This window comes from Desulfosarcina sp. (assembly GCF_041551955.1).
Lineage (GTDB): Bacteria > Desulfobacterota > Desulfobacteria > Desulfobacterales > Desulfosarcinaceae > Desulfosarcina.
Map to the genome: position 1 here is coordinate 1 of NZ_JBFELV010000028.1, position 24,755 is coordinate 24,755.

25 protein-coding genes are annotated in these 24,755 nt (G+C 58.5%); 5 read left to right on the top strand and 20 right to left on the bottom strand.

The window, feature by feature from the left end:
• The 9 genes from ABYV26_RS03935 to mtnA all read right to left on the bottom strand — a co-directional run.
• On the bottom strand, positions 1-756 hold a 756-nt coding region (locus ABYV26_RS03935), incomplete at its 3' end, for an NAD(P)H-dependent flavin oxidoreductase (RefSeq protein ID WP_372678364.1).
• Positions 757-869: 113 nt separating this feature from the next.
• Complete coding sequence (locus ABYV26_RS03940) at positions 870-1,775, bottom strand: hypothetical protein (protein WP_372678366.1); 906 nt, start codon at positions 1,773-1,775, stop codon at positions 870-872.
• Between the two features lie 70 nt (positions 1,776-1,845).
• Complete coding sequence (locus ABYV26_RS03945) at positions 1,846-3,375, bottom strand: hypothetical protein (RefSeq protein WP_372678367.1); 1,530 nt, start codon at positions 3,373-3,375, stop codon at positions 1,846-1,848.
• Positions 3,376-3,424: 49 nt separating this feature from the next.
• Positions 3,425-3,769: a hypothetical protein gene (locus ABYV26_RS03950; RefSeq protein WP_372678369.1), complete on the bottom strand. Its 345-nt coding sequence runs from the start codon at positions 3,767-3,769 to the stop codon at positions 3,425-3,427.
• A 3-nt stretch (positions 3,770-3,772) separates the two neighbouring features.
• Positions 3,773-4,819, bottom strand: a complete 1,047-nt coding sequence (locus tag ABYV26_RS03955) for a histone deacetylase (protein WP_372678371.1) — start codon at positions 4,817-4,819, stop codon at positions 3,773-3,775.
• The gene (locus tag ABYV26_RS03960; protein ID WP_372678373.1) at positions 4,816-5,739 is read right to left on the bottom strand and encodes a universal stress protein; all 924 of its coding nucleotides are present in this window, start codon (positions 5,737-5,739) and stop codon (positions 4,816-4,818) included. Before ABYV26_RS03960 ends, ABYV26_RS03955 begins: the two co-directional genes overlap by 4 nt.
• Before the next feature lie 255 nt (positions 5,740-5,994).
• A complete protein-coding gene (locus ABYV26_RS03965) occupies positions 5,995-7,341 on the bottom strand; it encodes a radical SAM protein (RefSeq protein WP_372678375.1) in 1,347 nt (448 codons plus the stop codon).
• Positions 7,342-7,554: 213 nt separating this feature from the next.
• Entirely contained in the window at positions 7,555-8,031 is a 477-nt protein-coding gene (locus ABYV26_RS03970) for an Lrp/AsnC family transcriptional regulator (protein WP_372678377.1), read from the bottom strand.
• Between the two features lie 80 nt (positions 8,032-8,111).
• A complete protein-coding gene (mtnA, locus tag ABYV26_RS03975) occupies positions 8,112-9,212 on the bottom strand; it encodes an S-methyl-5-thioribose-1-phosphate isomerase (RefSeq protein WP_372678378.1) in 1,101 nt (366 codons plus the stop codon).
• Positions 9,213-9,411: 199 nt separating this feature from the next.
• Between mtnA and ABYV26_RS03980 the strand changes: the two genes are divergently transcribed.
• The 3 genes from ABYV26_RS03980 to ABYV26_RS03990 are packed head-to-tail and all read left to right on the top strand — an operon-like array spanning position 9,412 to position 11,803.
• Positions 9,412-9,849: a MarR family winged helix-turn-helix transcriptional regulator gene (locus ABYV26_RS03980; RefSeq protein WP_372678380.1), complete on the top strand. Its 438-nt coding sequence runs from the start codon at positions 9,412-9,414 to the stop codon at positions 9,847-9,849.
• A gap of 48 nt (positions 9,850-9,897) precedes the next feature.
• Entirely contained in the window at positions 9,898-10,926 is a 1,029-nt protein-coding gene (locus ABYV26_RS03985) for a ring-cleaving dioxygenase (RefSeq protein WP_372678382.1), read from the top strand.
• On the top strand, positions 10,868-11,803 hold the full coding sequence (locus tag ABYV26_RS03990) for a YceI family protein (RefSeq protein ID WP_372678383.1): 936 nt from the start codon (positions 10,868-10,870) through the stop codon (positions 11,801-11,803). The genes ABYV26_RS03985 and ABYV26_RS03990 overlap by 59 nt, the downstream gene beginning before the upstream one ends.
• A gap of 172 nt (positions 11,804-11,975) precedes the next feature.
• On the opposite strand, the gene dsrP is transcribed toward ABYV26_RS03990, so the two are convergent.
• The 7 genes from dsrP to ABYV26_RS04025 form a co-directional block, all read right to left on the bottom strand.
• Entirely contained in the window at positions 11,976-13,133 is a 1,158-nt protein-coding gene (dsrP, locus tag ABYV26_RS03995) for a sulfate reduction electron transfer complex DsrMKJOP subunit DsrP (protein ID WP_372678384.1), read from the bottom strand.
• A gap of 7 nt (positions 13,134-13,140) precedes the next feature.
• The gene (gene dsrO, locus ABYV26_RS04000) at positions 13,141-13,926 is read right to left on the bottom strand and encodes a sulfate reduction electron transfer complex DsrMKJOP subunit DsrO (RefSeq protein ID WP_372678385.1); all 786 of its coding nucleotides are present in this window, start codon (positions 13,924-13,926) and stop codon (positions 13,141-13,143) included.
• Positions 13,927-13,929: 3 nt separating this feature from the next.
• Positions 13,930-14,316, bottom strand: coding sequence for a sulfate reduction electron transfer complex DsrMKJOP subunit DsrJ (gene dsrJ, locus ABYV26_RS04005; protein WP_372678386.1), 387 nt, complete (start codon positions 14,314-14,316; stop codon positions 13,930-13,932).
• A gap of 3 nt (positions 14,317-14,319) precedes the next feature.
• On the bottom strand, positions 14,320-15,942 hold the full coding sequence (gene dsrK, locus ABYV26_RS04010; protein ID WP_372678387.1) for a sulfate reduction electron transfer complex DsrMKJOP subunit DsrK: 1,623 nt from the start codon (positions 15,940-15,942) through the stop codon (positions 14,320-14,322).
• Positions 15,943-15,959: 17 nt separating this feature from the next.
• Positions 15,960-17,003: a sulfate reduction electron transfer complex DsrMKJOP subunit DsrM gene (gene dsrM, locus ABYV26_RS04015; protein WP_372678389.1), complete on the bottom strand. Its 1,044-nt coding sequence runs from the start codon at positions 17,001-17,003 to the stop codon at positions 15,960-15,962.
• A 165-nt stretch (positions 17,004-17,168) separates the two neighbouring features.
• Complete coding sequence (locus ABYV26_RS04020) at positions 17,169-17,690, bottom strand: RsbRD N-terminal domain-containing protein (RefSeq protein ID WP_372678391.1); 522 nt, start codon at positions 17,688-17,690, stop codon at positions 17,169-17,171.
• A gap of 200 nt (positions 17,691-17,890) precedes the next feature.
• On the bottom strand, positions 17,891-18,316 hold the full coding sequence (locus tag ABYV26_RS04025; protein WP_372678393.1) for an iron-sulfur cluster assembly scaffold protein: 426 nt from the start codon (positions 18,314-18,316) through the stop codon (positions 17,891-17,893).
• A gap of 310 nt (positions 18,317-18,626) precedes the next feature.
• On the opposite strand from ABYV26_RS04025, the gene dfsP reads away from it, so the two are divergent.
• Complete coding sequence (gene dfsP, locus ABYV26_RS04030) at positions 18,627-19,304, top strand: DUF166 family (seleno)protein DfsP (protein ID WP_372678395.1); 678 nt, start codon at positions 18,627-18,629, stop codon at positions 19,302-19,304.
• 203 nt (positions 19,305-19,507) lie between these two features.
• On the opposite strand, the gene ABYV26_RS04035 is transcribed toward dfsP, so the two are convergent.
• From ABYV26_RS04035 to ABYV26_RS04050, 4 genes are all read right to left on the bottom strand, one after another.
• Complete coding sequence (locus tag ABYV26_RS04035) at positions 19,508-19,681, bottom strand: hypothetical protein (RefSeq protein ID WP_372678397.1); 174 nt, start codon at positions 19,679-19,681, stop codon at positions 19,508-19,510.
• Positions 19,682-19,977: 296 nt separating this feature from the next.
• Positions 19,978-21,093: an aminotransferase class I/II-fold pyridoxal phosphate-dependent enzyme gene (locus ABYV26_RS04040; RefSeq protein ID WP_372678398.1), complete on the bottom strand. Its 1,116-nt coding sequence runs from the start codon at positions 21,091-21,093 to the stop codon at positions 19,978-19,980.
• Positions 21,094-21,118: 25 nt separating this feature from the next.
• Positions 21,119-23,038, bottom strand: a complete 1,920-nt coding sequence (locus tag ABYV26_RS04045; RefSeq protein ID WP_372678400.1) for a YgiQ family radical SAM protein — start codon at positions 23,036-23,038, stop codon at positions 21,119-21,121.
• Between the two features lie 20 nt (positions 23,039-23,058).
• Positions 23,059-23,544 (bottom strand): GNAT family N-acetyltransferase, encoded by a 486-nt coding sequence (locus ABYV26_RS04050; RefSeq protein ID WP_372678402.1) that lies wholly within the window; start codon positions 23,542-23,544, stop codon positions 23,059-23,061.
• A 303-nt stretch (positions 23,545-23,847) separates the two neighbouring features.
• Between ABYV26_RS04050 and ABYV26_RS04055 the strand changes: the two genes are divergently transcribed.
• Positions 23,848-24,678, top strand: a complete 831-nt coding sequence (locus ABYV26_RS04055) for an aminotransferase class IV (protein ID WP_372678404.1) — start codon at positions 23,848-23,850, stop codon at positions 24,676-24,678.
• Positions 24,679-24,755: the final 77 nt, after the last annotated feature.

A 24,755-nucleotide genomic window follows, 5' to 3' on the forward strand; every position in this document is an offset into this window, starting at 1 on the left:
AGACTGTTTGAAGGCTATATCCGCATCACATTCATGGGTGGCCACAAACCGGGTGCCCAACTGGACCCCGCTGGCCCCCATTTCCAGGAATCGTCGGATATCATTTCCATCATACACGCCACCGGCAGCGATGACGGGTATTCGGACGCCGTGCTCCGCCTCCACCTTTTTCATCTGTTCAACGACATCACCCACCAGATTTTCCAGGCTGAACGCCGGATCGTCCAACTGATCGGCCTTGAACCCCAGGTGTCCGCCGGCTTTGGGGCCTTCGACCACAAACGCGTCGGGAAGATAAGCGTAACGCTGGAACCATCGTTTGCAGATCAGGGCGGCGGCGCGGCCCGAAGAAACGATGGGCACCAGTCGCGTCCGGTCCCCGATTTGGAGAAAACCAGGCAGATCCAAGGGCAGACCGGCCCCGGCAAAAATGATGTCGACGCCGTCGGCAATGGCGGTTTTCACCAATTCCGCAAAATGGGTCAGGGCCACCATGATATTGACGCCGATGATTCCGCGGGTTTTCTCCCTGGCTTTGCGGATCTCCCGGGAAAGGGCCCTACAGTTGGCCGCTATGCCGTCGGTGGAAATATCCTTTTCGGTGATACCTGCCATGGCGCCGGCAATCACCCCGATTCCCCCGGCATTGGCCACAGCGGAAGCCAGGCCGGACATGGAAATCCCCACGCCCATGCCTCCTTGTACTATGGGAAGCCGACTGATCAAATGACCTATTTTCAACTCAGGCATTTTCATGAATGACACCGTCCTGAAGCTATTGGTTCGATACACGCAGAGCCTATAAAACGGTGTATCCATAACCGGGACCGGGACGGGCTACAAGCAAGAAAAGCGGTATGACAAAAGTTTTACATGTACTTGTTCCGCAGGGCGGTAAGCTGGGTGAGGTAACGTTCCCGATAGGTCAGTCCTTTTTGGTTGGAGATATCATAAAAAAGGTAGTCGATATAGGGGCGTACATCGATCCCATAGCGATTGAATTTCTCATCGTTCGCCCGGTCGACAATCAAGATGGCATAATAATTCACCAGCATGCGAATCTTGGATTCCCGCCGCAGCAGATAGCTTCGCCCTCCCAAGGTATTCAGAAAATAGCCGGCATAATCATAGAGTCGATCGATGGACAAGGGCTGCGCATCACCGGTAAGCGGCTTGCCGCATTCCACGATGGTCGCATAGAAGACCGCAATGGCCGGTTCGAGCACCCGTTCTTCTGAAACGAGGATTTCCTTGGCCAGCATCAGGCGTTTTTTCCCCAGTACCCGGTAAAAATGGGTCACATTTTTCACCAGCCTAAACAGCTCCTGCATCTCTCCGATGTTCACCGGCGGGTCGGCCATGAGCAAAGCCGCACATTCGCGGAAGAAGCCGGCACTGCCTCCGTCGACCTCATTGAACGATAGATTTGAGCGGCTGTCCAGGTAGTTGAAAAACGAAAGCACCTGCACATCCACCTTTTCGCAGTCGGCAGGCTTGGCGTCGGTATTGCGGTCGGGTGCCGGGGTGCCAAAGACCGTTGGGAAGACCTCATCCCCCGGACGCATTTGACGCTCAGCCTCCAACTGAGCACGCATCGCTTCGGCGTCCGCCTCCATTTTTTGGATCACTTCCAGGCACTCCTTCTGAGCCTGCTGACGGCCGGCGGCCATCTGGTTCCGGTGCCATTTATTGACCAAAAAATAGATTACCAGGCCGACGACAATCAGGGCAAAGACAACGGCTACGGTCACAAGCGTCCTGTTCGTGGAATTCACATCAATCTCCTTATTTCTTTTTTTGTAATCCACATCGGCCCGATTTTCAACACCTAAGGTGCAGGATCGATCAGACCGGGGTCGATCCCGCACTGACGATCGACCAGGCCAGCAGAAGGGCGAAGGCCGTCTGCAGCAGGCGCATGCCGCGCCGTCGAAGCCGCCAGGGAGGCAGGGCGAAGGCAACGACAAAGCCGTTGGCCACATACACAGGGCTCAGAACAGCCAGGCTGCCAGGATGCCAGGCGACCACCAAGGCCGCCAGGTAGAGGTATCCCGCCCACGCCACACTCACCGCCTTGAGGCGCCGCGGCCCCCGAACCAGGGCGTAGATCATCGACGGCACCACCAACAGCAGGGCAAAGGGGCCGAAGCCCATCCCTGAACCACCGGAAAAAATAAAGGTAAGCGCGCCCTCCCCCCCGACATGACCAAACACTGGCATCATCAGGCGGCTGTATACCCCCGTCGCCAGAATCCTCAGATCCAGACCCACCAGCCACACCAGCATTCGTTGCACCGGTTCAGTCGGGTCGAAGCTGATGAGCAGGTAGCGGACCAGGTTGACGGCGGCGCCGATGATACCGCCGTTATCGAACGCGATGGCCGTGCCGACGAGCGGTTGGTCATGGATCATATTCCATGCAAAAACGGGTAGTTGAGCAAACCCCATGGCCGGCAACAGAGTCAGTGCCGTTAAGAGCGGTTGGTCCGCAAGCATTTCCCGGCAAAGCAGCCATCCGTGCCGGCGAATCATGATCACCACCAGCAGGAGTCCCATCACCGGGACCAGGGCGAGACTCATCGGATTCGCATAAATGGAGAACAGGATGCAAAGCAAAAAAAAGCGTAGGTCCCCGGACTGATGCTGCTCCAGGAGCCGATAGATCAGCACCATGGAAAAGGCAATGGCCGAAGTTGATATCAGCTCTGCCGAGGGCCATAAGCCCAGGTAAACCAGTCGTGGCATGCTCAGAACCATCAGGGTGACGGTCAATGCCATGGGTGGCCAGGCATATCGGCGGGCCAGGGCGTATGTCGAAAAGCCCACGGCCAGATGGGCCAGCACACCGAAGCCGCAGGCGTTGGGTCCCAGGCCAAAACGGGCCGTGTGGTAAAACAGGGCCGTGGCATTGAGCGGGGAGATCGCATCGATTAGCGCCATCTGGCCCAGGCCGCCGAACGCCGAACCGGTCATCAGGCCGTTCCATGGATGGTCGCTGGGCAAGTACGCCGTCGACAACCATCCGTGCACCACCAGGCCAGCCATCACCATCCATGCGGTTGCGATCGTCCACCCTGAAAACATCTCCTGGCGGACCAGGCGGGTCGCCGATGCCAGTTTGCGGAACAGGGACGGCACCCGGCGGCCCCAAAAAATGAAAAGGCACGCCAGGATGGCTGGCTCCAGGATAAAACCGGGCAGCGGAGACCCGATAACAAAAGATATCTGATGAATCAGTGAAAGGGCCATGAATACCATGGCCACGGCGCCGGCCCCGGCTTCGGCAAAAGTGTACCCCCTGGACAGGAACCATGCAATGCCCGCCAGCACAAAAACAGCCGTTTCAGCCGTCAGGCACAAGGCCACCCAAGTCATCGCCGAAACCCGTCCGTGTAGAGAACCGGAGGTGTCTGTCGCCGGACCATCACGATGGCTCGCCGCTTTCAGCCCCCGATTTTTCAGCCTTCAGGTGGTCGACGATCTCGACCATGAAGTCCCGCATGTTGCGGGCCAGCCGTTTGCATTCCGGGCAGTAAACCCGTCGAAACATCTTGCCGTGAACATCGTTCTGGTGCCAATACCATTCGATGTAGGGCGATCCTTTGCAGAACTTTTTTCCCGTATACCGGGCAATGGGGCACCCGACGCAGACAAGCACGTAAAAAATCCGGCAGGGGGGACAATCGAGAACGCCGCCGTCGGATCCTTTGCCGGCAATGATGCGGTTCCACTTGCGGACAGACGCTTCCATGATGCTGATCCTGTTCATAGGCTATCGTTCCTTCCAGAACCACCGGTGGGAATGAATGCATCGGTCCACAATTGCGTTGAGCCGCCGCGGATCGGCACTTGCCGCCATGGCATCCACATCGGTCGACGTGCGTCCGGTGAGTTCATCGATCATGGCCAGGACCGAGTCGGCCAGCGCCTCGGCGTGGTATCCCCCTTCCAGACAGAAAACCACCCGACCGGCGCAGGTCTGCCGGGCAATGTCGAGAATCAAACGGGTCAAGCCGGCAAAACCCGCCGGGGAGACCTTCATTCCTCCCAGCGGGTCGTCAGCGTGGATATCGAACCCGGCGGAAACCACGATCAATTGCGGTTCGAATGCGCACGCCACGGGTGTGAGCAATCGTTGGTAAATGGCCGCAAATTCACTGTCCCCAAGGCCGCGGCCTAAGGGAACGTTCATGGTAGTCCCCTCCCCCGGCCCCTGGCCGGTTTCGGTGAAATGGCCCGTGCCGGGATAGTGGGGGAACTGGTGAGAAGAGAAGAAGAAAACCGAAGGATCCCGTTCGAAGATGTGTTGGGTGCCGTTGCCGTGATGAAGGTCCCAGTCCACCACCATCACTCGCGCAAGCCCCATGGCCATGCGCGCCGCCATGCTGCCGATGGCCACATTGTTGAAAATGCAATAGCCCATGGCCCGGGTCCGCTCGGCATGGTGGCCGGGCGGACGGGCCAGCACCAGGGCATGGGAAAGGGTTCCGGCAACGACTTGCCGGATAGCCTCGATGGTGCCGCCGACAGCCATGGCCGCCACCGGGAAAGAACGGCTACAGGTCAAGGTATCGGCGCTGAGCGCCGAGGCCTGGCAGGTCGCCGTAGCCTTGACCTGGTTCAAATAAGACGGGCTGTGCACCAGAAGGATCTCTTCGTCTGTGGCAGCCACCGGGACAATGGTGGTGAACCGGCGGTTCACCGACGGATCCTGCAGGCGCCGATAGAGGGATTCGAGCCGGCGGGGATGATCCGGGTGACCGTCATCGGTCACGTGCTCAAGATAGACGGGGTCCCAAACCACGCCAGTGACCGTCATCGTCGATGGTCTCCGGTCTCGGTTGTGTCCAGCGGCTCGGGCACCGTCAGCACACTGCAGGGAGAGCGGCGCAGCAGCGCCTCGGTCGTAGAACCGGATATCCAGCGGCTGACCGTGCCGGAACGGCGCACACCCACGACGATCACATCGGATGACCGCTCCCGGGCGATCCTCAGCACCATCTCCTGGGGAACACCGGGACCGATTACTACGGAAAGCTGATCGGCATGGGGAAACATCCGCCGCCCCTGTTGGCGCAGCCGTCGGTCCAAGCGATCCTGAAGCGCCTGCTGAAGTTGGCCATAAGATACCGCGTTGCCACCCGTCATCTTTTCTTCCATGGGTCCTTCCATGGCATGAACCATGTGGATTCGTGAAGTGACATCAGACTGCAGCAGGGGCAGCAACGGGGCCATCCGCTGCCAGTAACCGTGGCTGTCACAGCTGACCACGGCTGAACGAAAACCGTGTGACCGATCGTGACCTTCGCCCGGTTTGACCACCAGCATGGGACAGTTCAGTGCACGCGTCATGCGCTCCACCACCGTGCCGATGAAAAATCGACGAAAACCGGATACGCCGTGACTGGCGGAAACCACCAGACTCGGCACCAGACTTTTAACGAAGTCGACGGTCTGCTCCACCGGTTCCCCGAAACGCACCACCGCCTCCCAATCCACGGCGGCATCGTCCATCAGCGCCCCCATTCGCTTCCGGGCGACGTCGGTAAGATGGGCCAGATCCCCTCCCCGCTCGAACACCGCTGTCGGGTGCACCTCGTCCTGGGGGTCGTGCACGGCATGGATCAGGTACAGGCGCAAGCCGGCCCGCCGTGCAAGGGCCACGCCGTGGCGGACCACCAGGGCGCTGAAGGAAGAGAAATCGACCGCACAGACGATGGCTTTGATGGTCAGCGGCATGATGGGATTCCTTTGTGTCGCGCTGAAGGCAGCATATCGGCGGGGAGGCAAAATATAGGTGCCCGGTTGGCGCGCTATATCTAAAGTGTAGGAAAAACCAGGTGTTCATGTCAATCTGAATATCAGAAAGTGATTGCCCACCTATCATTGGAACCGGTGGAAAGCGCCACCTCCTGCGCCGCCGCCGCCGAGGTGCTACAAGAAAGGGTCCGTGGCACGAAAAGGAACTAGATGCTTGGATTGGACGATGCGCGTTCAAACCTTGGCCAAGTTTTTGAGGCGCGTCAGCACCTCCCAGGAAAAATCCTCGCTTTGGCAGGGGAAAATGGCGTTGTTGGTGAAGATGGGATCGGCCGCGAGGTCGTAGCGCGATGCGGCCACGGCCTGCGGCCACATGGGTGTGCCGGGAATCGGTGTGTAATGGGCGATCACCGGGGTGACGCCGGCCTGTTTGGCCAGGGCGATGGCCGCCTCGACCTCCGAGAATTCCTGACCCGGCAGTCCGGCCAAAAGGTAGGCGCCCACCTGGCGGGCATTGAACCCGGCTGCCTTGAGATGCACCACCGAGCGAACGAACTCCGCTTCGGTCACCTTGCGATCCATGGTCTGCCGCCCTTCGAATGATATGGTTTCCAGGCCTAGTCGAATGGTGTGGAACCCGGCCCGAAACATCAGCCGGGCAAGGGGGCGGTTGATCTCCCGGATATGCAGGGCGTTGGGGGTGTGAAAGCGCACGACGACGCCCGCTGCGACAACCCCCTCCAGCAGGGGTAAGACATGCCGTTCGGCATCGACCAGCAGGGCGTCGTCGTAAAAGGCAAAATCGTCAACCCCGTGGTTCACATGCCAGTGGACGATTTCATCAACGACGGATGCGGGACTGCGGTGCATCCTCCGGGGCTGAAGCCGGTGAGAGGCGCAATAGGCGCACTCGAACGGGCACCCGCGTGAGGTCAGCACCGGCACATGCGCCAGGCGGTGTTCGAGGTCCAGGACCGGCCGCGGCAACGCATCCAGGTCCTGCAGATCGAACCGGGGCGCGGGCGACCACCCGGTAAGTTCGGCCACCAGCGGCAGAATGGTGCTTTCTCCCGGGCCGCTCACCACTCGATCTGCACCGCAGCTATGCCCCGCATGATCGGCACACAGCGTGGCATAAACACCGCCCAGCACCACCGGCACACCCCGAAAAACCGATTTGACGACCTCGACCGTTTCACGAACGCCCGGATACCAGTAAGTCATCATGGAGGTGACCAGCACCAAGTCCGGCGGATCCAGCGACTCCAGGTCGTTTCGGAACCAGTCGACGGGAATGCCGTAGCGGCAGTAATTGCGCGGAATGTCCGCCAGTCCCGGCGGTTTGTCGATAACCGTCTTCAGGTACGGCCCGCGCCCGCAGCGCGCAGGCGGCAGCGGCCCTGCTTTGGCGAAGGGGTGAAACCGGTCCAGGCAATCCAGGTATGAAATCCGGGCCCCGTGATCGCGCAAAATTGCCCCCAGCGTCAGCAACCCCAGCGGTTTGGCCCAGAAATCATAGGCGGCGAAATCGTGAACCCAAGGATTGACCAGCAAAATGTGGGGGGCGTGGGAGGGTTTCATTTAGCCACTACGTCATAAGGCCTTGGACCAAACCTTGTTTTCCTTAACCGTGGTAGAAGAAACTCAATCGTGATTGTTCAGAAATGGTAGATTGGGCGCCGGATCAAGGCCGCAGCGGTTATGCAACCGCAGGCGTAGCTCGGCTACGTTGAGCATTGCATAACCGTGAGAACGCGGAGCCGGGGTTCAAGATGCCGTTTCTGAATAATTACGTTAAATGGCATCGGGAAAGTACGTCATCGAAATCTTTTTCAGCTCCTGGCGACTGAACAGCAGCTGGTAGGTTTTCACCCCTGATTTTTCGGACATTTTTCGGGCCGTGTTCCGGCAGTCCTCCTCGCTCTTGCCGTGGATCATGGTGTAGAGGTTGTAAGGCCAGCCGTCGGCCGGATCGCGGCGATAGCAGTGAGAAACGGCCCGAAACGAGGCCATTATTTTCCCCACCGCTTCGATACGATTCTCCTCCACCTGCCAGGCGGTCATGGCATTGGCCTGAAACCCTGACTTCTGATGACGCAAGGTAGCCCCGAAACGGCGGATCACGCCTCGGTCGGTGAGATCTTCTAGGGTCTGGATGAGGGTCTCCTCGGAGACGCCGATCTCTTCGGCCAGCACCTGATAGGGGCGCGATACGATGGGAATGTCCCCCTGGATGGATGCGATGATTTTCTTTTCAAGTTCGGTAAGCATGGGCGGTTTTATGGATGGTTATCAACGAGTTGTCAAGGGCATAGTGGATTGATCAAATGGCATTGCTCACATCGCTGGTCTCAGTGCTCGGGAAACAACCCATGGATCTCCGCTTGGCTGGCGCCGCAGATGCCTCTCTCGGTGATAAAGGCGGTGACCAGCCGCGCCGGGGTGACGTCAAAGGCGAAGTCCGCCGCGGGGCTGAATTCGGGGGGCACCAGCACCCGGGTGATCCGGCCGTCGGCCAGTCCCTGGACGTAGCGCACCTCGTCTGGGTTGCGCGCTTCGATGGGGATCTCTTTCACCCCGTCGGTCATGGTCCAGTCGAAGGTGGAGGACGGCAGGGCCACGTAGAAAGGAATGTCATTGTCCCTGGCCGCCAGCGCCTTGAGGTAGGTGCCGATCTTGTTGGCCACGTCGCCGGTGTGGGTGGATCGGTCGGTGCCCACGATCACGATGTCCACGCGGCCGTGTTGCATGAGGTGACCGCCTGCGTTGTCCGTAATCACCGTGTGAGGCACCCCGTGCTTGCCCAGTTCCCAGGCAGTCAGCCTTGCGCCCTGGTTCAGCGGACGGGTTTCATCCACCCAAACGTGCAGATCCACCCCGCGGTTGAATGCCTCGTAGATGGGCGCGGTGGCCGTGCCGTATTCGATGCATGCCAGCCAGCCGGCATTGCAATGGGTCAGAAGGTTGACCGTTGATCCATTTTTTCTGCGGCTGACGGCCTCGATCAGCCCGGCACCATGCAGGCCTATTTGGCGGCAGTTCTCCGCCTCCTCCTCGGCAATCACGGCAGACTCGGTGCGGGCGGCGTCGATGCGATCGGCCGAGAAACCGGCGGCAAGCACCTTCTCAAGCACCCGATCCACTCCCCAGGCCAGGTTCACAGCCGTGGGCCGGGCAGCCTTGATCCGTCCGCACTCCTGAACGATGAATTCCGCATGGTCGGAAGCCGACTTGCCGTTTACGGCCGCGATCATCACCCCGTAGGCACCGGTGACGCCGATCAGCGGGGCTCCCCGTACAAACATTTCCCGGATGGCGTGGATCACCTGGTCCACCGTGGTCAAATCGGCCACGACAAACTGGTGGGGCAACTGGCGCTGGTCGATCACCTTTACGGTGATCTGGTCTTCATCCAGCCATATGGGCCGGATTTGTCTTCCGTCGACGATCATATCGCAATCCTCTGAGCCATCTTTTCAAATCGCAAACCCGCTAGGATGGTTAAAGCACGTGCTTACCACAAACTGCGGCCATTGAAAAGAAAAGTGGCCGGTGGTCATACCAAAAAGAGCGGGTTTTGCTGAAGGCAGCCAACTTTGCCCGGCATGTCATATATCTTGACATCAAGATATATTCCCTTACCTTGAATGCATGGAAACCGGATCACACATACGGCTCGTGCTTTGGAAAGCGGCAAAAGCGGTGAATCGGGTGGATCGCGAGAGCATTCGCCGAACCGGTCTGACCCTTTCGGACTTCGCCATCATGGAAGCGCTGTTGCACAAAGGGCCCCTACCCATCAACCAGATCGGTGAAAAGGTCCTCCTGAGCAGCGGTTCCATGACGGCCGCCGTCAACCGGCTGGAAGAGGCGGGTCACGTGCAGCGCATTCAAGACCCCTCAGACGGTCGCTGTTTTTTCGTCCACTTGACGAAGAGCGGTCGTCGCGTGGTTTCCAAGGCCTTCCAGCAGCACGCACGAAACCTTGAAAAGGCAGCTGGTGCGCTCACCGGCGACGAGCGCACCGAACTGGTGCGTCTGCTGAAAAAAATCGGCTTTCAAGCCCGGCAGATCACCCTGGACGACTGATCTTGTAGCCTTTCATCTAAATCTCAAGACAAACGACGCGGTGCATGAATGCATACATACAAAGACAACCTATCCATCAGCGGTATTCACCATATCACCGCAGTGGCCGCATCAGCCGCAGACAATTACCGTTTCTACACCCGTATACTGGGGCTGCGACTCGTCAAAAAGACCGTCAACTTCGACGATCCGTTCACTTATCATCTCTATTATGGCGACGAAACAGGCCGCCCCGGCACGCTTCTCACGTTCTTCCCCTGGGAGGGGCGTCCCCAGGGGAAACCCGGTACCGGCATGGTCTCTGCCGTCGCTTTTGCCGTACCCCGCTCCTCGGTCGATCATTGGACACAGCACCTGGCAGAGCATGGCATCGCCGTTGCCGCCGACAGTCGTTTCGGAGAACCGGTCATCCGGTTTGCCGATCCCCACGGCCTGCCCTTGGAGCTCATCGGCACGACACCGAATGACGAACCAATTGAGCGGGCACCCTATTCCCCGTCGGCCATCACTGGATTTCATTCGGCGACCCTGCTGGTAGACCGGATCGATGAGACGCAACGAACGATCGTTGAGGGCATGGGCATGACGCCCGGCAGACGGGAGGGCAACCGCCTCCGGTTGGCCATGCACGACGCCGACGCTCCCGGCCACCTGCTGGATCTGGTCGTCGATCCGTCCGCCGGCCGGGGACGGCCCGGCGGCGGCACCGTCCACCACATCGCCTTTCGTACCCGAGACAACCGGGAACAGCTGGCATGGCGGCAACGGCTCCAGCGCCACGGCCTGTCCGTCACCGACGTTCGCGACCGCACCTATTTTAAGTCCATCTATTTCAATGAACCAGGCGGTGTACGCTTCGAAATCGCCACCGACCCGCCGGGGTTCAGCGTGGACGAAGCGCTTCACGATCTGGGAACGGCCCTGATGCTGCCGACCCGATACGAACCCTTGCGCGGGCAGATCGAGGGGCAGCTGCCGGCATTGAAACCACCCGATGGGGTGAAAAAGGAGAATGATTATGGAAGCGGCCACCATCCAAAAAATATCAGCGCAATCGGTCAACCGATGGGTCGCTGAAGAAAAGCCCTTTATCCTGATCGACACCCTCACCCATGACCATTTCAAGGCGATCCACCTGCCGGGAGCCCATCATGCCTGCGTCTTCGAGGTGAACTTCCTCGACCAGATCGCAGCCATCACCACGGACAAACATGCCCCCCTCGTCCTTTATGGTGCCAGTGAGAAAAGCATGGATGCGGCAGTCGCCGCAAAAAAGCTGGAGCGGGAAGGATTTGACCATCTTTACACGCTTGACGGCGGGATCAGCAGCTGGCAGGCAGCCGGATATCCGGCCGAAGGGGAATCGGTCGACAGGCCGCCCCTGCCCGAACGGCTGCTGGCATTGCGGGACGGCACCTACCGGGTCGATGCGGATCGGAGCCAGGTCGAATGGGCCGGCCACAATCCCAACACCAGGCATGACGGCACGGTGCGCATCAAAAAAGGGGAGCTCGAGGTGAAAGGCGGAAAATCGGTCGGCACATTCGAGATCGACATGGATGCCATCGAAAACAGGAGCCTGGCGGGAGACGAGCTGCAACCGGTGCTGATCTCCCACCTCAAATCAGATGACTTCTTTTTTACCCGGCTGTTCCCCACGGCGACGTTTACGATCCAATCGGGCACACCCCGAAAAGAGCCCTATGTCAGCGCACCCAATGTCGATGTGCAAGGTGAACTGGCCCTGCGGGGCGTCAAGGCGGGCTTGTCCTTCCCTGCCACGGTCTACCAGGCCATGGACGGCACGATCACTGCCAAGGCCCATTTTGATCTGGACCGGACGCGTTGGGACATCATCTATGGGTCCACGCGCTTTTTCGAACATCTGGGCATGCACCTGGTGTTCGATATCATCTATGTCGACGTAAAGATCGTGGCAGTGAAAAAGGCTTGAGCTTCGGCAGAATCGATCGCCGACCGATCGATCATCGCCGAACACATGGTGGTCGTGCACGTGACGGTTCAGGATGGGTTGGACCGGATCTCTTCTTTTCCGGTGGTTGGTGGTAAAAAAATGGCGGGGAGGATCCCCGCCATTTCGGATACTGACGACGCCGGTCCGGCGATCAGCCGTGAACCTCTTCTTTTACACCCACGGCCATCTTATACAGAACGGTCAACACCAGGGCGCCCATGGCATATACCCCCAGAGTAATTCCGATCTCCGGCATGGTGGGAATGTATTCGTTGACCTCATGCATCGGGTTGGGCACGAAACCGCCCGAGATCATTCCCAGGCCCTTGTCGATCCAGGTGCCCATAATGATCACGATGCAGGCGATCGCCAGGGAAGTCTCATTCTTGCGCGTGGCCGGCGTAACGGTCAAAACGATGCCGGCGGTCATGAGGATCATGGAGGCCCACATCCAGGGCACCAGGACGCCATGGCCGTGCAGGCCCACAAACAGGTACTTGATGTGGTCCATGTGACCGGGAATCTGGCTGTAAAATGCCACGAAGATCTCACACAGGAAAAAAAAGACGTTGATGCAGATGGCGTAGGCCACGGTCTTGGCCAGGGTCTGGATCTGCTGTCTGCCGGGATCGAAATTGGTGAAGCGCCGGATGAACAGGCACAAAAGAATCAGCAGGGCCGGGCCGGCGGCAAATGCCGATGCCAGGAAACGCGGTGCCAGAACGGCGGTGAGCCAGAAGTGACGTCCGGGCAGGCCGCAGTAAAGGTAGGCGGTGACCGTGTGAATGCTCACCGCCCAGGGGATGGAGATGTAGATCAGCGGTTTGAGCCAGTTCTGGTAGTGCACGCCGTTGCGCTCGGCCTCGAGCACGTTCCATCCGATCACCAGATTCAGGAACAGGTAGCCGTTGAGCACGATGGCGTCGTAAAACAACACGCTGTTGGGGGTCGGGTACAACAGGACGTTGAGCGCCCGCATGGGCTGCCCCAGGTCGACCAGGATGAATAGCAGGCACATGACGATAGAAGCGATGGCCAGGAATTCACCCAGGATGGTGATCTTGCCATAGGCCTTGTAGTCATGCAGATAGTAGGGCAGCACCACCATCACCCCTCCGGCGGCCACGCCGACCAGGTAGGTGAAGTTGGCGATGTAAAATCCCCAGGAGACATCCCGGCTCATGCCGGTGATTCCCAGGCCGAACTTGAGCTGCATCAGGTAGAGTCCGAAGCCGGCGCCGATCACACCCAGCAGGACGACCATCCACCCCCAGTACCATTTATTTCCTTTTACGGCTAATTCAAGCATGCTCACCTCACACGATGTAGTAGACGGACGGCTCGGTTCCCAGAGTCTGCTTCCGCCTGATGGTGTAGTTTTCTTTCAACAGTTCCCGGACCTCCGAGTGCTCGTCGTAAAGATCGCCGAACGCAATGGCGCCGTTGGAGGCCTCCACACAGGCGGGCATTTTACCGACGGCCAGACGCTCTGCGCAGAAGTTGCATTTTTCGACCACACCCTTTGCGCGAGTAGGGAATTCCTTGTTGGTCTCTTGGATGAAGGGGCGCGGGTCCCTGAAATTGAAGCTGCGGGCACCAAAAGGGCAGGCGGCCATGCAGAACCGGCAGCCGATGCAGCGGTGAAAGTCCATGAGGACGATGCCGTCACGTTCGCGCTTGAAGGTCGCCTGGGTGGGACAGGCCCGCACACAGGGGGGATTTTCGCAATGGTTGCAAAGCAGCAGGAACGGTCTGTGCTCCACCGCTTCGTTGAGAAAATGGTTGGTGTCATCGGTAAACGCATTGTGGTAGTGCGCTTCCCAGATCCACTTGATCTCGTGGTTTTTGTTCACGATAGCCGTGGGAACGTTGTGCACCTTGTGGCAGGCATCGACGATCGGCTCCAGATCGGCGGAAGTATGCAACTTGCGGGTATCGATGACCATGGCCCATTGTTTGGCGTCCAGGGAGTCTTCTCCCCTGGCCACATGAAAACCGGCCCCTTCACCTTCTGCAGCGAAGGCATTGAGTACGGGTTTTGCCCCAAGACCCAGCGCGGAAACGCCAGCTATCTGAAGAAAGCGTCTTCTGCTGTTATTCATACCTTATTCTCCTTTTGGATTATCGATGTGGCAATCCCAGCAATAGGGCCTTACTGATGCATAGTCGTGGCATCTGTCACAGAACTGCGCCTTGTTGGAATGGCAGTCCAGACAGGTGTTGGAGAGGCTCATGTCAAAAAGCTTGCCTTCGGCGTTGACGAAGGCACGTTCACCGTTTCTGACCACGTTGTGACGCCATACGTCCAGCAGCTGCATATGCTCCGCTTTCATATAGGCGGTGGGCATGACACAGACTTTGGCGGCTTTGGCCTTGGCGGTCAGCTCCACCTCCGGTGCGGGGGCGGCTTTGCCCATGTTGTACCAGAAGGGGAAGGTGATGGCGGCGATAAACACAGCCAGACCCGCAAGAATCTTCTTTTTGTCCTTCATCGGCTACTCCTCCATTCCCGGCAGCGGTTCGCCGCGCAGGTCGGTTTCTCTTTCCTTTTCACCGGGCATGATCAGGGCGTTGGCCACCAGTTCGTGGAGCCCCGTCACCTCGACCTCCGGCACCCAGTAATCCATGGATGCGGGCAGTGCCGCGCGGTCGATGGCGCAGACACAGGCAAGCATGTTCACCCCGAATTGCTCGTGAACATGTTTCACTGCATTGGCCCGCGGGAAACCGCCGGCCATTCTCAGTTCCATGTTCTCGCCGGCGTTGAGGCCGGCACCGCTGCCGCAGCAGAAGGTCTGCTCCCGGATGGTGTTGGCCGGCATCTCATAGAAATGGTTGGCCACATTCCGGATCACATACCTCGGTTCGTCCAGCATGCCCATGCCCCGGGAGGGGTTGCAGGAATCGTGAAAGGTGATGATTTTGTTGTCGTTGCGGCTGGGGTCCAGTTCCAGCTTGCCGTGTTTGATCAGGTCGGCGGTAAACTCGGCGATGTGAACCATTTTCGTCGACCTGGCATTTTCAAACACGGTGCCGGTGATGGGGTTGACCGGCGCTTCCAGAAAGTCTGCCGGGCCGTTCATGGTGTCCATGTACTGGGAGATCACCCGCCACATGTGCCCGCACTCGCCGCCTAGAATCCATTTGACTCCCAGGCGCTTGGCCTCGGCGTACATCTTGGAGTTAAGCCGCTTCATGGTTTCGTGGGAGGTAAAAAAGCCGAAGTTGCCACCCTCGGAGGCATATGTGCTCCAGGTGACCCTCAGGCCGTATTTTTCTTTGAGGTAGTGGAATAACAGCATGTACCCCATACAGGTGTAGGTGCCCGGATCGGCGAACACATCCCCAGACGGGGTGATGAAGAGGATGTCGGCACCTTTTTCCATGTACGGGGGATCAACCTGGACGCCGGTAATCTCCTCGATGTCCTCGACGAAGAAGTCGAGCATGTCCTTGAAGGCATGCGGCTGAATGCCCAAATGATTGCCCGTGCGATAGCAGTTGGCCACCGGTGTGGCGATCCAGTCGATATTCAGTCCCAGCAGGTTCAGGATTTCCCGTCCCATGATGGTGATTTCGGCCGTGTCGATACCATAAGGGCAGTAAAGCGAGCAGCGGCGGCATTCGGTGCACTGGAACAAGTAGTACCACCACTCTTTGAGCACATCCAGGGTCATCGGTCGGGCACCGCCCAGACGGCCGAGGATTTTTCCCGCGGTGGTGAAGTCGTTGCGGTAGACGCTGCGCAGCAATTCGGCCCGCAACACCGGCATATTTTTGGGGTCGCCAGTACCGATAAAAAAGTGGCACTTGTCGGAGCAGGCGCCGCAACGCACGCAGATGTCCATGAACACCTTGAAGGAGCGAAATTTGTCCAGACGCTCCCGGAAGCCCTCGTACACGATCTGCTGCCAGTTGTCCGGCAATTTCCAGTCGTCTTCCAATGGATTCCAGGGTCGCGCGTTGGGGAGGCCCAGCGTTTCGACGCTCTTGGGATTGGAGGCGTAGCAATACATCCCCTTGCGGATATCCACCGGCGTGTCCATCCAGCCGGCGCCGGATGAACGATGATCTATCTGTGACAATAGCTCATCGGGTTTGATCAACTCATCTGCCATTATCAGCTCCTTTTTGCTTAAGCCTGTTCTTCGGGCATTTTAACGACCGGCAGGCCCGCTTCGACCATTTTCTCTCTGAAATCGTCTTCGTACTCTTCATAGGTGTGAACCTTGACCGGGTGGTTCCACGGGTTCACGTGCCGAACCTGCCGGGTGTTGCCGGTCATGTTGCGGGTGGGGCTTAAAAAGACGCCGCCCAGGTGCATCAGTTTGCTGAAGGGAAAGTATGCCAGAAGGACGCTCACCAGGAACATATGAGCATAAAATAAGGCGTCGACACCCTCTGGAATGGTCGGCCGGAAAGTAACCAGGCCCATGGTCAATTCCTTGATGGCGGTAATGTCAACCTTGGCGACGTAGCGCATGAAGATTCCGGAAAGGGCGATGCCCATGATCAGAAACAGGGGGAAAAAATCAGCCGCCAGGGAGATGTAGCGCACGTTGGGAATGACCACCCGGCGTATGAAAAGATACAGGGCCGCGACGAACAGCACCAGTCCGGACAGATACACCCCGGGCAGGCCGGCTTGGATCGCATCGTACATCACCTCGATGTGGAAGAAGCCGTCGACTTGCTCAAGCAGGCCGACAAAAAAAGGAACCGGTTCAGTGAAAAAGCGCAAATGCCTTATGGAGACGGTGAGGAAGGCGTAGTGGAACGCCAGGGCGCCGATCCACAGGAAAAGCTCCAGTTGGTAACTCAGTTTGCCGTCGCCGTTGAGCTTCATGCGGGTGTTGCGAAATAGTGATCGGAACAGGACAATCTCCAGGAACATCCGCACAACAACGCCAAACGTAGACGACGGGTTGTCGACTTTGGCCTGTTTGATCCAGGGCAGGGATGACTGCTGGCCGCCAGTCGTTGTAATCCTAAACGGCACCGACGAGCCGGCCCAGCCCATTACACGGCGGGCAAAACCGACAACGAACAGGATCACCGCCAGGTAGGGCACGATGATGCCAAAAACGAGCTGGAGGCCCGCCCCCTGCTGCGTACCCACATAGGCGATCAGAAACAGCGCGATAACCGCTATGAGGCTAACCATGTAATTTTTATTCATCGAACCGCACCTCACTCCTTGGCGCCTGGCAGATTTGAATGTCCACGACCGTTTTCTCGCCAACGGCTCGATGCCGGGGTGACATCGAGAACATCACGTAAAGGCGTCTGCGGTCAATTCAGAGCCGCTGCCGGATGCCTGAATCGAAAGATTATAAGGTAAGTTTCAGAAACCGGGCCCGTCTGCCGCGGTTTCATCGATCAATCCTGCTCGCTTCAACGAACCGAAAAACTGTTTCCGGGATTCCGTTGCCTTGAGTTCATATATTTTTTCCCGGCAGGCCACGTAAATGTCGAAAGCCGCCATGGCCATTTCGTCGATCTGCCGGTCCAGAGCATTCATATCCACATCCGCATCACGGCCATCGCCCGGCAGATGCTGCCGAATAATCTGCTTCAGGGAAAACACAAAGCTGGTGGCCATGGAGGGGGTAAAGGTCTGGACGGCGCGAATTCTCAGGATGGGATCAAGGGCCGTGGTCATTACCTCACGCCCGTGCCCCGCGGTCAAAGCCTCCACCAACGCTTCGAGGCTCCGGTAGGTCGCCTGCCCCACCGGATTGGCAAACGGATCTTTCTGGCTTTTTATGAACCGCGCCGTCTCGGCCGGGTAGGAATCAACCGTGGCTTGAAACCAGCTCTCGAGGATCTCCTGTTTTTTGGCCGCCAGTATTTGTGCAGAACTCATCTACGGTGTCACCCCGGCGGTTCCCGCGTCAAGCAGGCCGGAACCGCAATGTCAACATCAGTTTTTAACCTTCGGATTTCAACGGTGGAAACGGCTTTGCAACAGCTGGAAACCGGCCGATTTCAAAGTCGAATCTATAGTCAACTTCCCTTTTTCTGTCAAGGACAAATGAAAGTGCCGCACCACGGGGTCGCAGTCGGTCAACCGTACAATTTTTTCCACGGGGAGCGCCGGTTCTCCCGGACATTGGACAGCGCCAGGTACAAGGTTCCCACCACCAGTTCGGCACAATGGAAGTGATCCGCAGGCAGACTCTCGAGAAACCCGCTGACCTGTTCCGGGGTGACCTCCCAGGCGGTGTCCACCGGCCGGCCCTCAACCAGTTCAATCACGGCATTGCAGCAGGCGTTGGTATTGAGGCAACCATTGATGTCATAGGACAGGTTGCGGATCCTGTCCCCATCCAAATTCATGAAAAATTCCACCGTATCACCGCAGTCCCCGGTCTTTTTGCCATATCCGTCCGGTTTTTCCAGCCGTTCCCGTCGATCCGTGCGAAAAGCCATCTCCAGGAACTTGAGGGAATGGTCCTGCCAGAAGTCCGATGTTTCATTTTCAGCGTCCATGAAGTTGAATCTCCTTTTAGCCAAGCCTTTCAGCTGTCGGTCAATGGATGGTGGCGGATCATAAAAGCCGTTGCAGGCTTTGTCAATACGGGTTGTCAGGGACCTGACGGATGTCACCCGCCCCATCCGCTTGGCGGGTGCCATCATCGCCACAAAGAAAGAATTCCTTGCCCGCAGTCGGCTTCAATGGTATCCGTTATGGTCCTGCGGCATGCGGGGCGATGCCCATTCACAGCCCCCCTGTCGCCCGAAGGCCCAGCGAACAGGGCCCCGTGAATACACCCGTGAATATGCGACAGGACTACCAGCCATGAGAGACAAACAGAACGTCTGCAGCACCGATCGACCCTTGAAGATCCTCGTCTTCCAGGAGGGCGGTCGGGGTGAAAGCAAGGTCAAAGGTATCCAGCGTCACGGCCAAAACCAATTCGACATCACCCTGGTCACGATCGACCAGCCCCTGCCGCCGGTGGTGGACGACGCTTCCGAATACCTGCCGGAAACCATCTCCGCAGACTTGGTATTGGATTTTCTCAAACATCCTGACCTGTCCCACGACCTGGCCTTGATCTGCAAGCGGATGGGCATTCCCATTGTGGCCTCCGGAAAGAAAACGACGGTGGACGGCACCCATACCCCGCCGGTCTGTTGCGCCCTGGCACGGCACCGGAACCTTGGGGCTTACAGCCGGTGCTTCGGCGCGCCGGAATTCGAGGTCACCATCCTGGACGGGGTCATCAGCGAGGTCACCGTGCGCCGAGGGGCGCCCTGCGGTGCCACCTGGGAGGCCGCCCGACGGATAAAGGGAGCCCGCGTTGAAGACGCACCGGTGCGTATGGGTTTGGACACCCAGTTTTTCTGCACGGCAGACCCGTCCAACTGGGACCCGATCTGGGGTAAGAGCCCGGTCCATTTGGCTGCCGATCTGCATCGTGCGGCATTGGCGGCCGCACTGAAAAAGGCGCAAAGCGACGATGACCGTGAATAGCTCCAAGACACCAAAACCCGGGTAAAGTTACCTGCGGCCGGCTTGGCCGCATCGATTCACCATTCGTTTTCTCCGTCTATTCCTTCGGACAAACGCGGTCATCGTTGGAAGCAATAAGGGTTGGCAGAGGGATCAGGGCATTCCTCGCCTCCGAAAAGGGTGGGTGTGGCGCGCTCGCAGGTTCCCGATGCGGCCCATGGCGATCAGGCCGCTCTGGGTTTGCTTCTGCGATCCATCCCCGATCGACGATCCTCGTCGGACCGGCGCTCGGGCAGATAGCCGTTGTAGGAGTAGAGGCGGCGATCATCACCAAAACGCCGTCCGCCTTTATCGATTAGATTCATTTTTTTATTAGTGATTGCATGCGCTGCGTACATGTGTGTTCCTGTCAATTCCTGCCGGTGCCGGAAGAAGCCATCCCGGTAGGTGTCGTTTCAATTTCCGCTTGGCTATTCTACCTTCCATGCCCAACGGTTTTCCTTAAGAAACCCTGCAAGTAGCATACCGGCAAACGCCAAAAATAGCTATCTCAACAGATTCAAAACGTTATGAATTGCGTTATGTTAGGCCTGGCAGCCGGAAGGAAAAACAGGCCACAATTCATGGTATAATTTTTCCACAGGAGAAAAATTATTCCCATCGGATATCCGAACAGACGGGATGATGGCGAGGCTCAAGGGTTCCGCGATCCGACAAATTGTTCCAGCGATGCCAAGGCCGTCGGCATGTCTTTCCGGCCGAATCCGATGCGGAAATGATTGCCCCCGTCTCCATAAAGATTCCCAGGCAGCAAGAGAACCCCTTTTTTTTGGACCAACTCATGGCAGAACCGGTCTGCCTCGCAGCCGATCAGGCGCACGAAGGCAATGGGTCCCGCTTTGGGCCGCACCCATGCAAATGTGGACGAGCACCGCTGAAAGAATTCGTCCAGGAGCTTCAGGTTGGTGGCGATAATATCCAGATTGCGCTTTATCAGCCGGCCACGGTGTCTCAGGGCGATCTCTGCCAGAAACTCGCTGGGGCCGCTATTGCAGATGGTCGTGTAGTCCTTCATGGCAGCCATTTTGTCGGTGATGCCGGCATGGCGGGTGGCTACCCAGCCGATGCGCAGTCCCGGCAGGCCGTAGGTTTTGGACATGACCCCCAATGACACCGCCTGCTGGTTGAGATCGCAGGCAGCCGGCAGGCGATCGTCAGTCAAGTATTCCGATTCCCGATAGACTTCGTCGGAAAAGAGCAGGATGTCCCGCTCCTCGAGGATCCGGTTCAGCCGGTCGAATTCATCCCGGGACATCAGCCAGCCGGTGGGGTTATGGGGCGTGTTGATGATCACGGCCCTCGTGGAAGGCCGGATGTGGCCGACCAGTTCATCCAGGTCCAGCGACCAGCCATGGTCTACCCTGGCCTGCCAGAAGGTCACCTCGCACCCGATGGCGCGCGCCACCTCATATAAGGATTGATAGCAGGGCCAGTGAACGATCAAATGATCCCCGGGGGACAACGCCGCATGCATAAACAGAAAAATGGCTTCTTCGGCGCCACTGTGCACCAGCACCTGGTCAGGTCCGATCGTATCGTAAAGACGTGAGATCGCCTGCCTGAGTGCCGGTGCCCCTTGAGGCTCGGTGTAGCCCAGCCAGAGGTGATCAAGGGCCTTTTTCGCATCCGCTTCGAATGAAAGTAGATCGTTGACGGTCACCGATTCACAATCCGAGCTGCATAGCAGATGACGGACAGCGAACTCATATCGGGCGAAGTAGCGTTCCAGTTTGAAGGGGGGCAGTTGCATGGGCGTCTCCTCGAGGCTGTTCAGACTATCGGCGGCGTTTAGTGCGTGACGCCTTTGCGGAATTTCCGCGTCGTCGCCCGACCGGTTTGCCTGCAGGCTTCGGCTGCGAACCCGCACGACTCGCTTTCCGCTCTCCGGCTCTGCCGGATGCTTGAGGCAGCTTTCCCGCAGCCGCACTGAAAAAAAGCCCTTCCAAGTGACCCGCATTCAATTCCTTCAAGGCATCGCGGATCAACTGCCGGTTGGACGGGTTGCGATACTGGACCAGGGCTCGCTGCATCTTCCTCTCGCGAAAGGTTTTTGCCACGTACATCCGCTTGCCGGTGAGGGGATGTTTTTCCGTGTGGTACATGGCGCCGGACAGGGTCAGGGGCAAGGGGATGAAATCCTGGACCTGCTCGGGATGCATCCTCCGCTGGATCAGATAGAGGGCCATTTCCAGCGCATCCCTCAGTGTCGAACCGGGATGGGCGCTGATGAAGTAGTTGACCAGATATCGCCGAGAGGGAAGGCGCTGGTTGATCCGGTTGAATCGATTGACAAAGGCGTCATAGGTCTCGATGCGAGGTTTCCCCATGGCATCCAGCACGGTGTCGGACACATGCTCGGGCGCCACCTTCATCTGGCCGCTGACATGAAATCGGCACAGCTCCTGCAGACAAGCGTCGGCCCCACTGCCGCCGAACAGGTCGTGGCGAAACCCGCTGCCGATAAAGGCATGCTTGACCCCAGGGACCGCCCTGACACGACGGTACAAGGGCAGGCTTCTGTCATAGCCGGGATCGAGGCTGGGACAACTCTGGGGAGCCATGCAGCGTTTGTTGTCGCAAAACCCTTTTTTGGACCAGCGCGGACAGTCGGCCCCGTAAAGGTTGGCCGTGGGGCCGCCCATATCCGTGATGGTGCCGCGAAAGGCCGGGTCCCGGGCCAGCCGTCGTGCTTCGCCAACGATGGAATCGGCGCTGCGGCTCTGAACCATGCGCCCCTGATGGAAATACAGGGAGCAGAAGTTGCACTCGCCGCTGCAGCCGCGATGGGTCACCAGGGAATGCCGCACCGTCTCCAACCCCTGAACACCGCCGGCGGCATCGTAGATCGGGTGCCAGCCCCGTCGGTAGTCGAGTTCGTAGATGGCGTCCAGCTCAGACGGAGAGAGGGGCATGGGCGGCGGATAGACCACAGCGTATCGGTCGCCGTGGGCCTGAACCACCGGCCGGGCGGTGACGGGATTCTGCTCCGCGTAAAAGCGCTTGAAGGCCAGGTTGAACTGATCGTGGTCATCGGTAACCACCTCACATGCGGGGATGGTGACAAATTCAGCTAAAAATGCCGGGTCCTTGCGGATGACCGCCGTGCCGGGAATGTGATCGAGGTGGCCTGCCGTCGCCCCATGGGCAAGTCGACGGGCGATCTCAACCGTCTGGTTTTCGCCCATACCGTAGACGAGGATGTCGGCCCGGGCATCGAAGAGAATGGATCGCCGCACGCGGTTGTCCCAGTAATCATAGTGGGCCAGCCGGCGCATGCTGGCCTCGATCCCGCCGATAACCACGGGTATATCCTTGAAGGCCTGTCGCACGCGGTTGGCGTAAACGATCAACGCCCGGTCAGGCCGCAGGCCAGCTTTGCCGCCCGGGGCGTAATCGTCCTTTTGACGGGGCCGCTTGTTGGCCGTATAGTTGGCCACCATGGAATCCACGTTGCCCGATGTGATGCCGAAAAAAAGCTTAGGCCGCCCCAGGCGTTTGAAATCGGCGACCGTCCGCCAGTCGGGCTGGGCGATGACGCCCACCCGATATCCACGGGATTCCAGCACGCGGCCGATCAGCGCCACCCCGTAGGCCGGATGATCCACGTAGGCGTCCCCGGTGATCAGGATGACATCGAGCTCCTTCCATCCCCGCTGCTGCATGTCCGATCGTGATATGGGCAGAAAGTCTTCCATGGCCGTTCATGTTCCTTAAACTACAGCTTCTTTGAAAAAAACAATGCTCCGCCGGCTTCCACCGTATACGTTGCCCTTGCGAAACCCGCCGCCGCATATAGCTTCAGGGCCCGGCGGTTGTTTTCCAGCACTTCCAGGGTCACTTTGCAGCAGCCCAGGTCCCGCGCCTTGCGCTCCACACCGGCCAGAAGCTGCCGGCCAACGCCGTTGCCCCGGTGGCCGGACAGCACGGCCAAGTCGTGGACATTGATCAGCGGTTGGGCGGCGAATGTCGAAAAACCGATAAAGCACACGGCGATGCCGACAGCCTCGCCGTTGATGATTCCCAGAAATATCAGGGTCGTCGGATGATCCATCAACCCGGGAATCAGCGCGTTCTTGACATCGACCGGCAGGGGGCCGCCGTTTCCCATGGGGTCCCTGGCATAGGCATCGATCAGGTCGACCACCGCTTTTTGGTGATCCTGGCGATTCAGATCCGCTTCTACGATTTCAACCGATTCCATCGTCGCTTCACTCTCCTTTTCTGTCCGGTCGGTCTGTTGACTTTCGCTGTCCGCGCGTGGCATATCGCGATTCGCACAGACTGTCAAAATAAGCACGGCGGGTAAAGAAACCATCCTTACCGCCATTTTTCCACCCGTTTCAAGCGGACGCCGCCGCAGCTCGAACTGCCGGCCTTCAATTTGTCAAACGCTGTTCGTTTTGTTTTTTGTGCAACGTTGGGGTTATCGCTTGAGCCCCTTAATTCAATGGTGTATCAGGAGACGTGTACACCCATTTTTTGCAAACAGCCAGAGGAGGTTTAGGTGGCAATTTACTATATCGACGGTAAATTCGTACCGGCGGAAAAGGCGGTCATCCCGGTGGACGATCTGGCCATCCTGCGCGGGATCGGCGTATTCGACCTGCTCAGGACCTACGACGGCAGGCCCTATTTCCTGGATGCCCACATTGACCGGCTTGAGACGTCCGCCCAGAAAATCGGCCTCACCCTGCCCTGGTCCCACGCGGACATCGCCCGGGTGGTGGAACAGACCCTGGCTAAAAATGATATCCCGGAAGCCAACATCCGCATCGTGGTCACCGGGGGGTCCAGCACGGATTTTATGACCCCGTCGGGCAGCCCGCGCCTGTTAGTGCTGGTGTCACCAGTACCGCGACTCCCGGATCACTGGTACACCAAAGGGGTCAAAATCATCTCCTGGGAGGTGGAGCGCCCGATTCCCGGCGCCAAGAGCATCGACTATATCTCGGCCAGTCTGGCTCTGAAAAAGGCCGCCGCCGAGGGGGCCATCGAAGCCCTGTACATCGACCGCAACGGCCTGGCCTTAGAGTGCACCACCTCCAACATCTTCGCTTTTATCGGCGACCGGCTGGTGACGCCCGGGAAGGGCATCCTCTCCGGCGTAACCCGCAAGGTGGTGCTGGAACTGGCCCAGGAACTTTTCGCGATTGACCTGCGCGACATATCCCGCACCGAACTGCTGGCCGCCGACGAGGTGTTCATCACCGGCACCAGCAAGGGACTCGTCCCGGTCGTCAAGGTGGATGACGGTACCATTGGGGAAGCTATGCCAGGGCCGCGAACGCGGCAGTTGATGGAAGCAATGAAGAAGCATACCGAAAAAACGAATTGAGGGAATACGAATTAGGGCAGCGGGGAATTGGGGAATTCTGGAATCGATCGCGGCTGGAAGCCGCTCCTACAATTCCC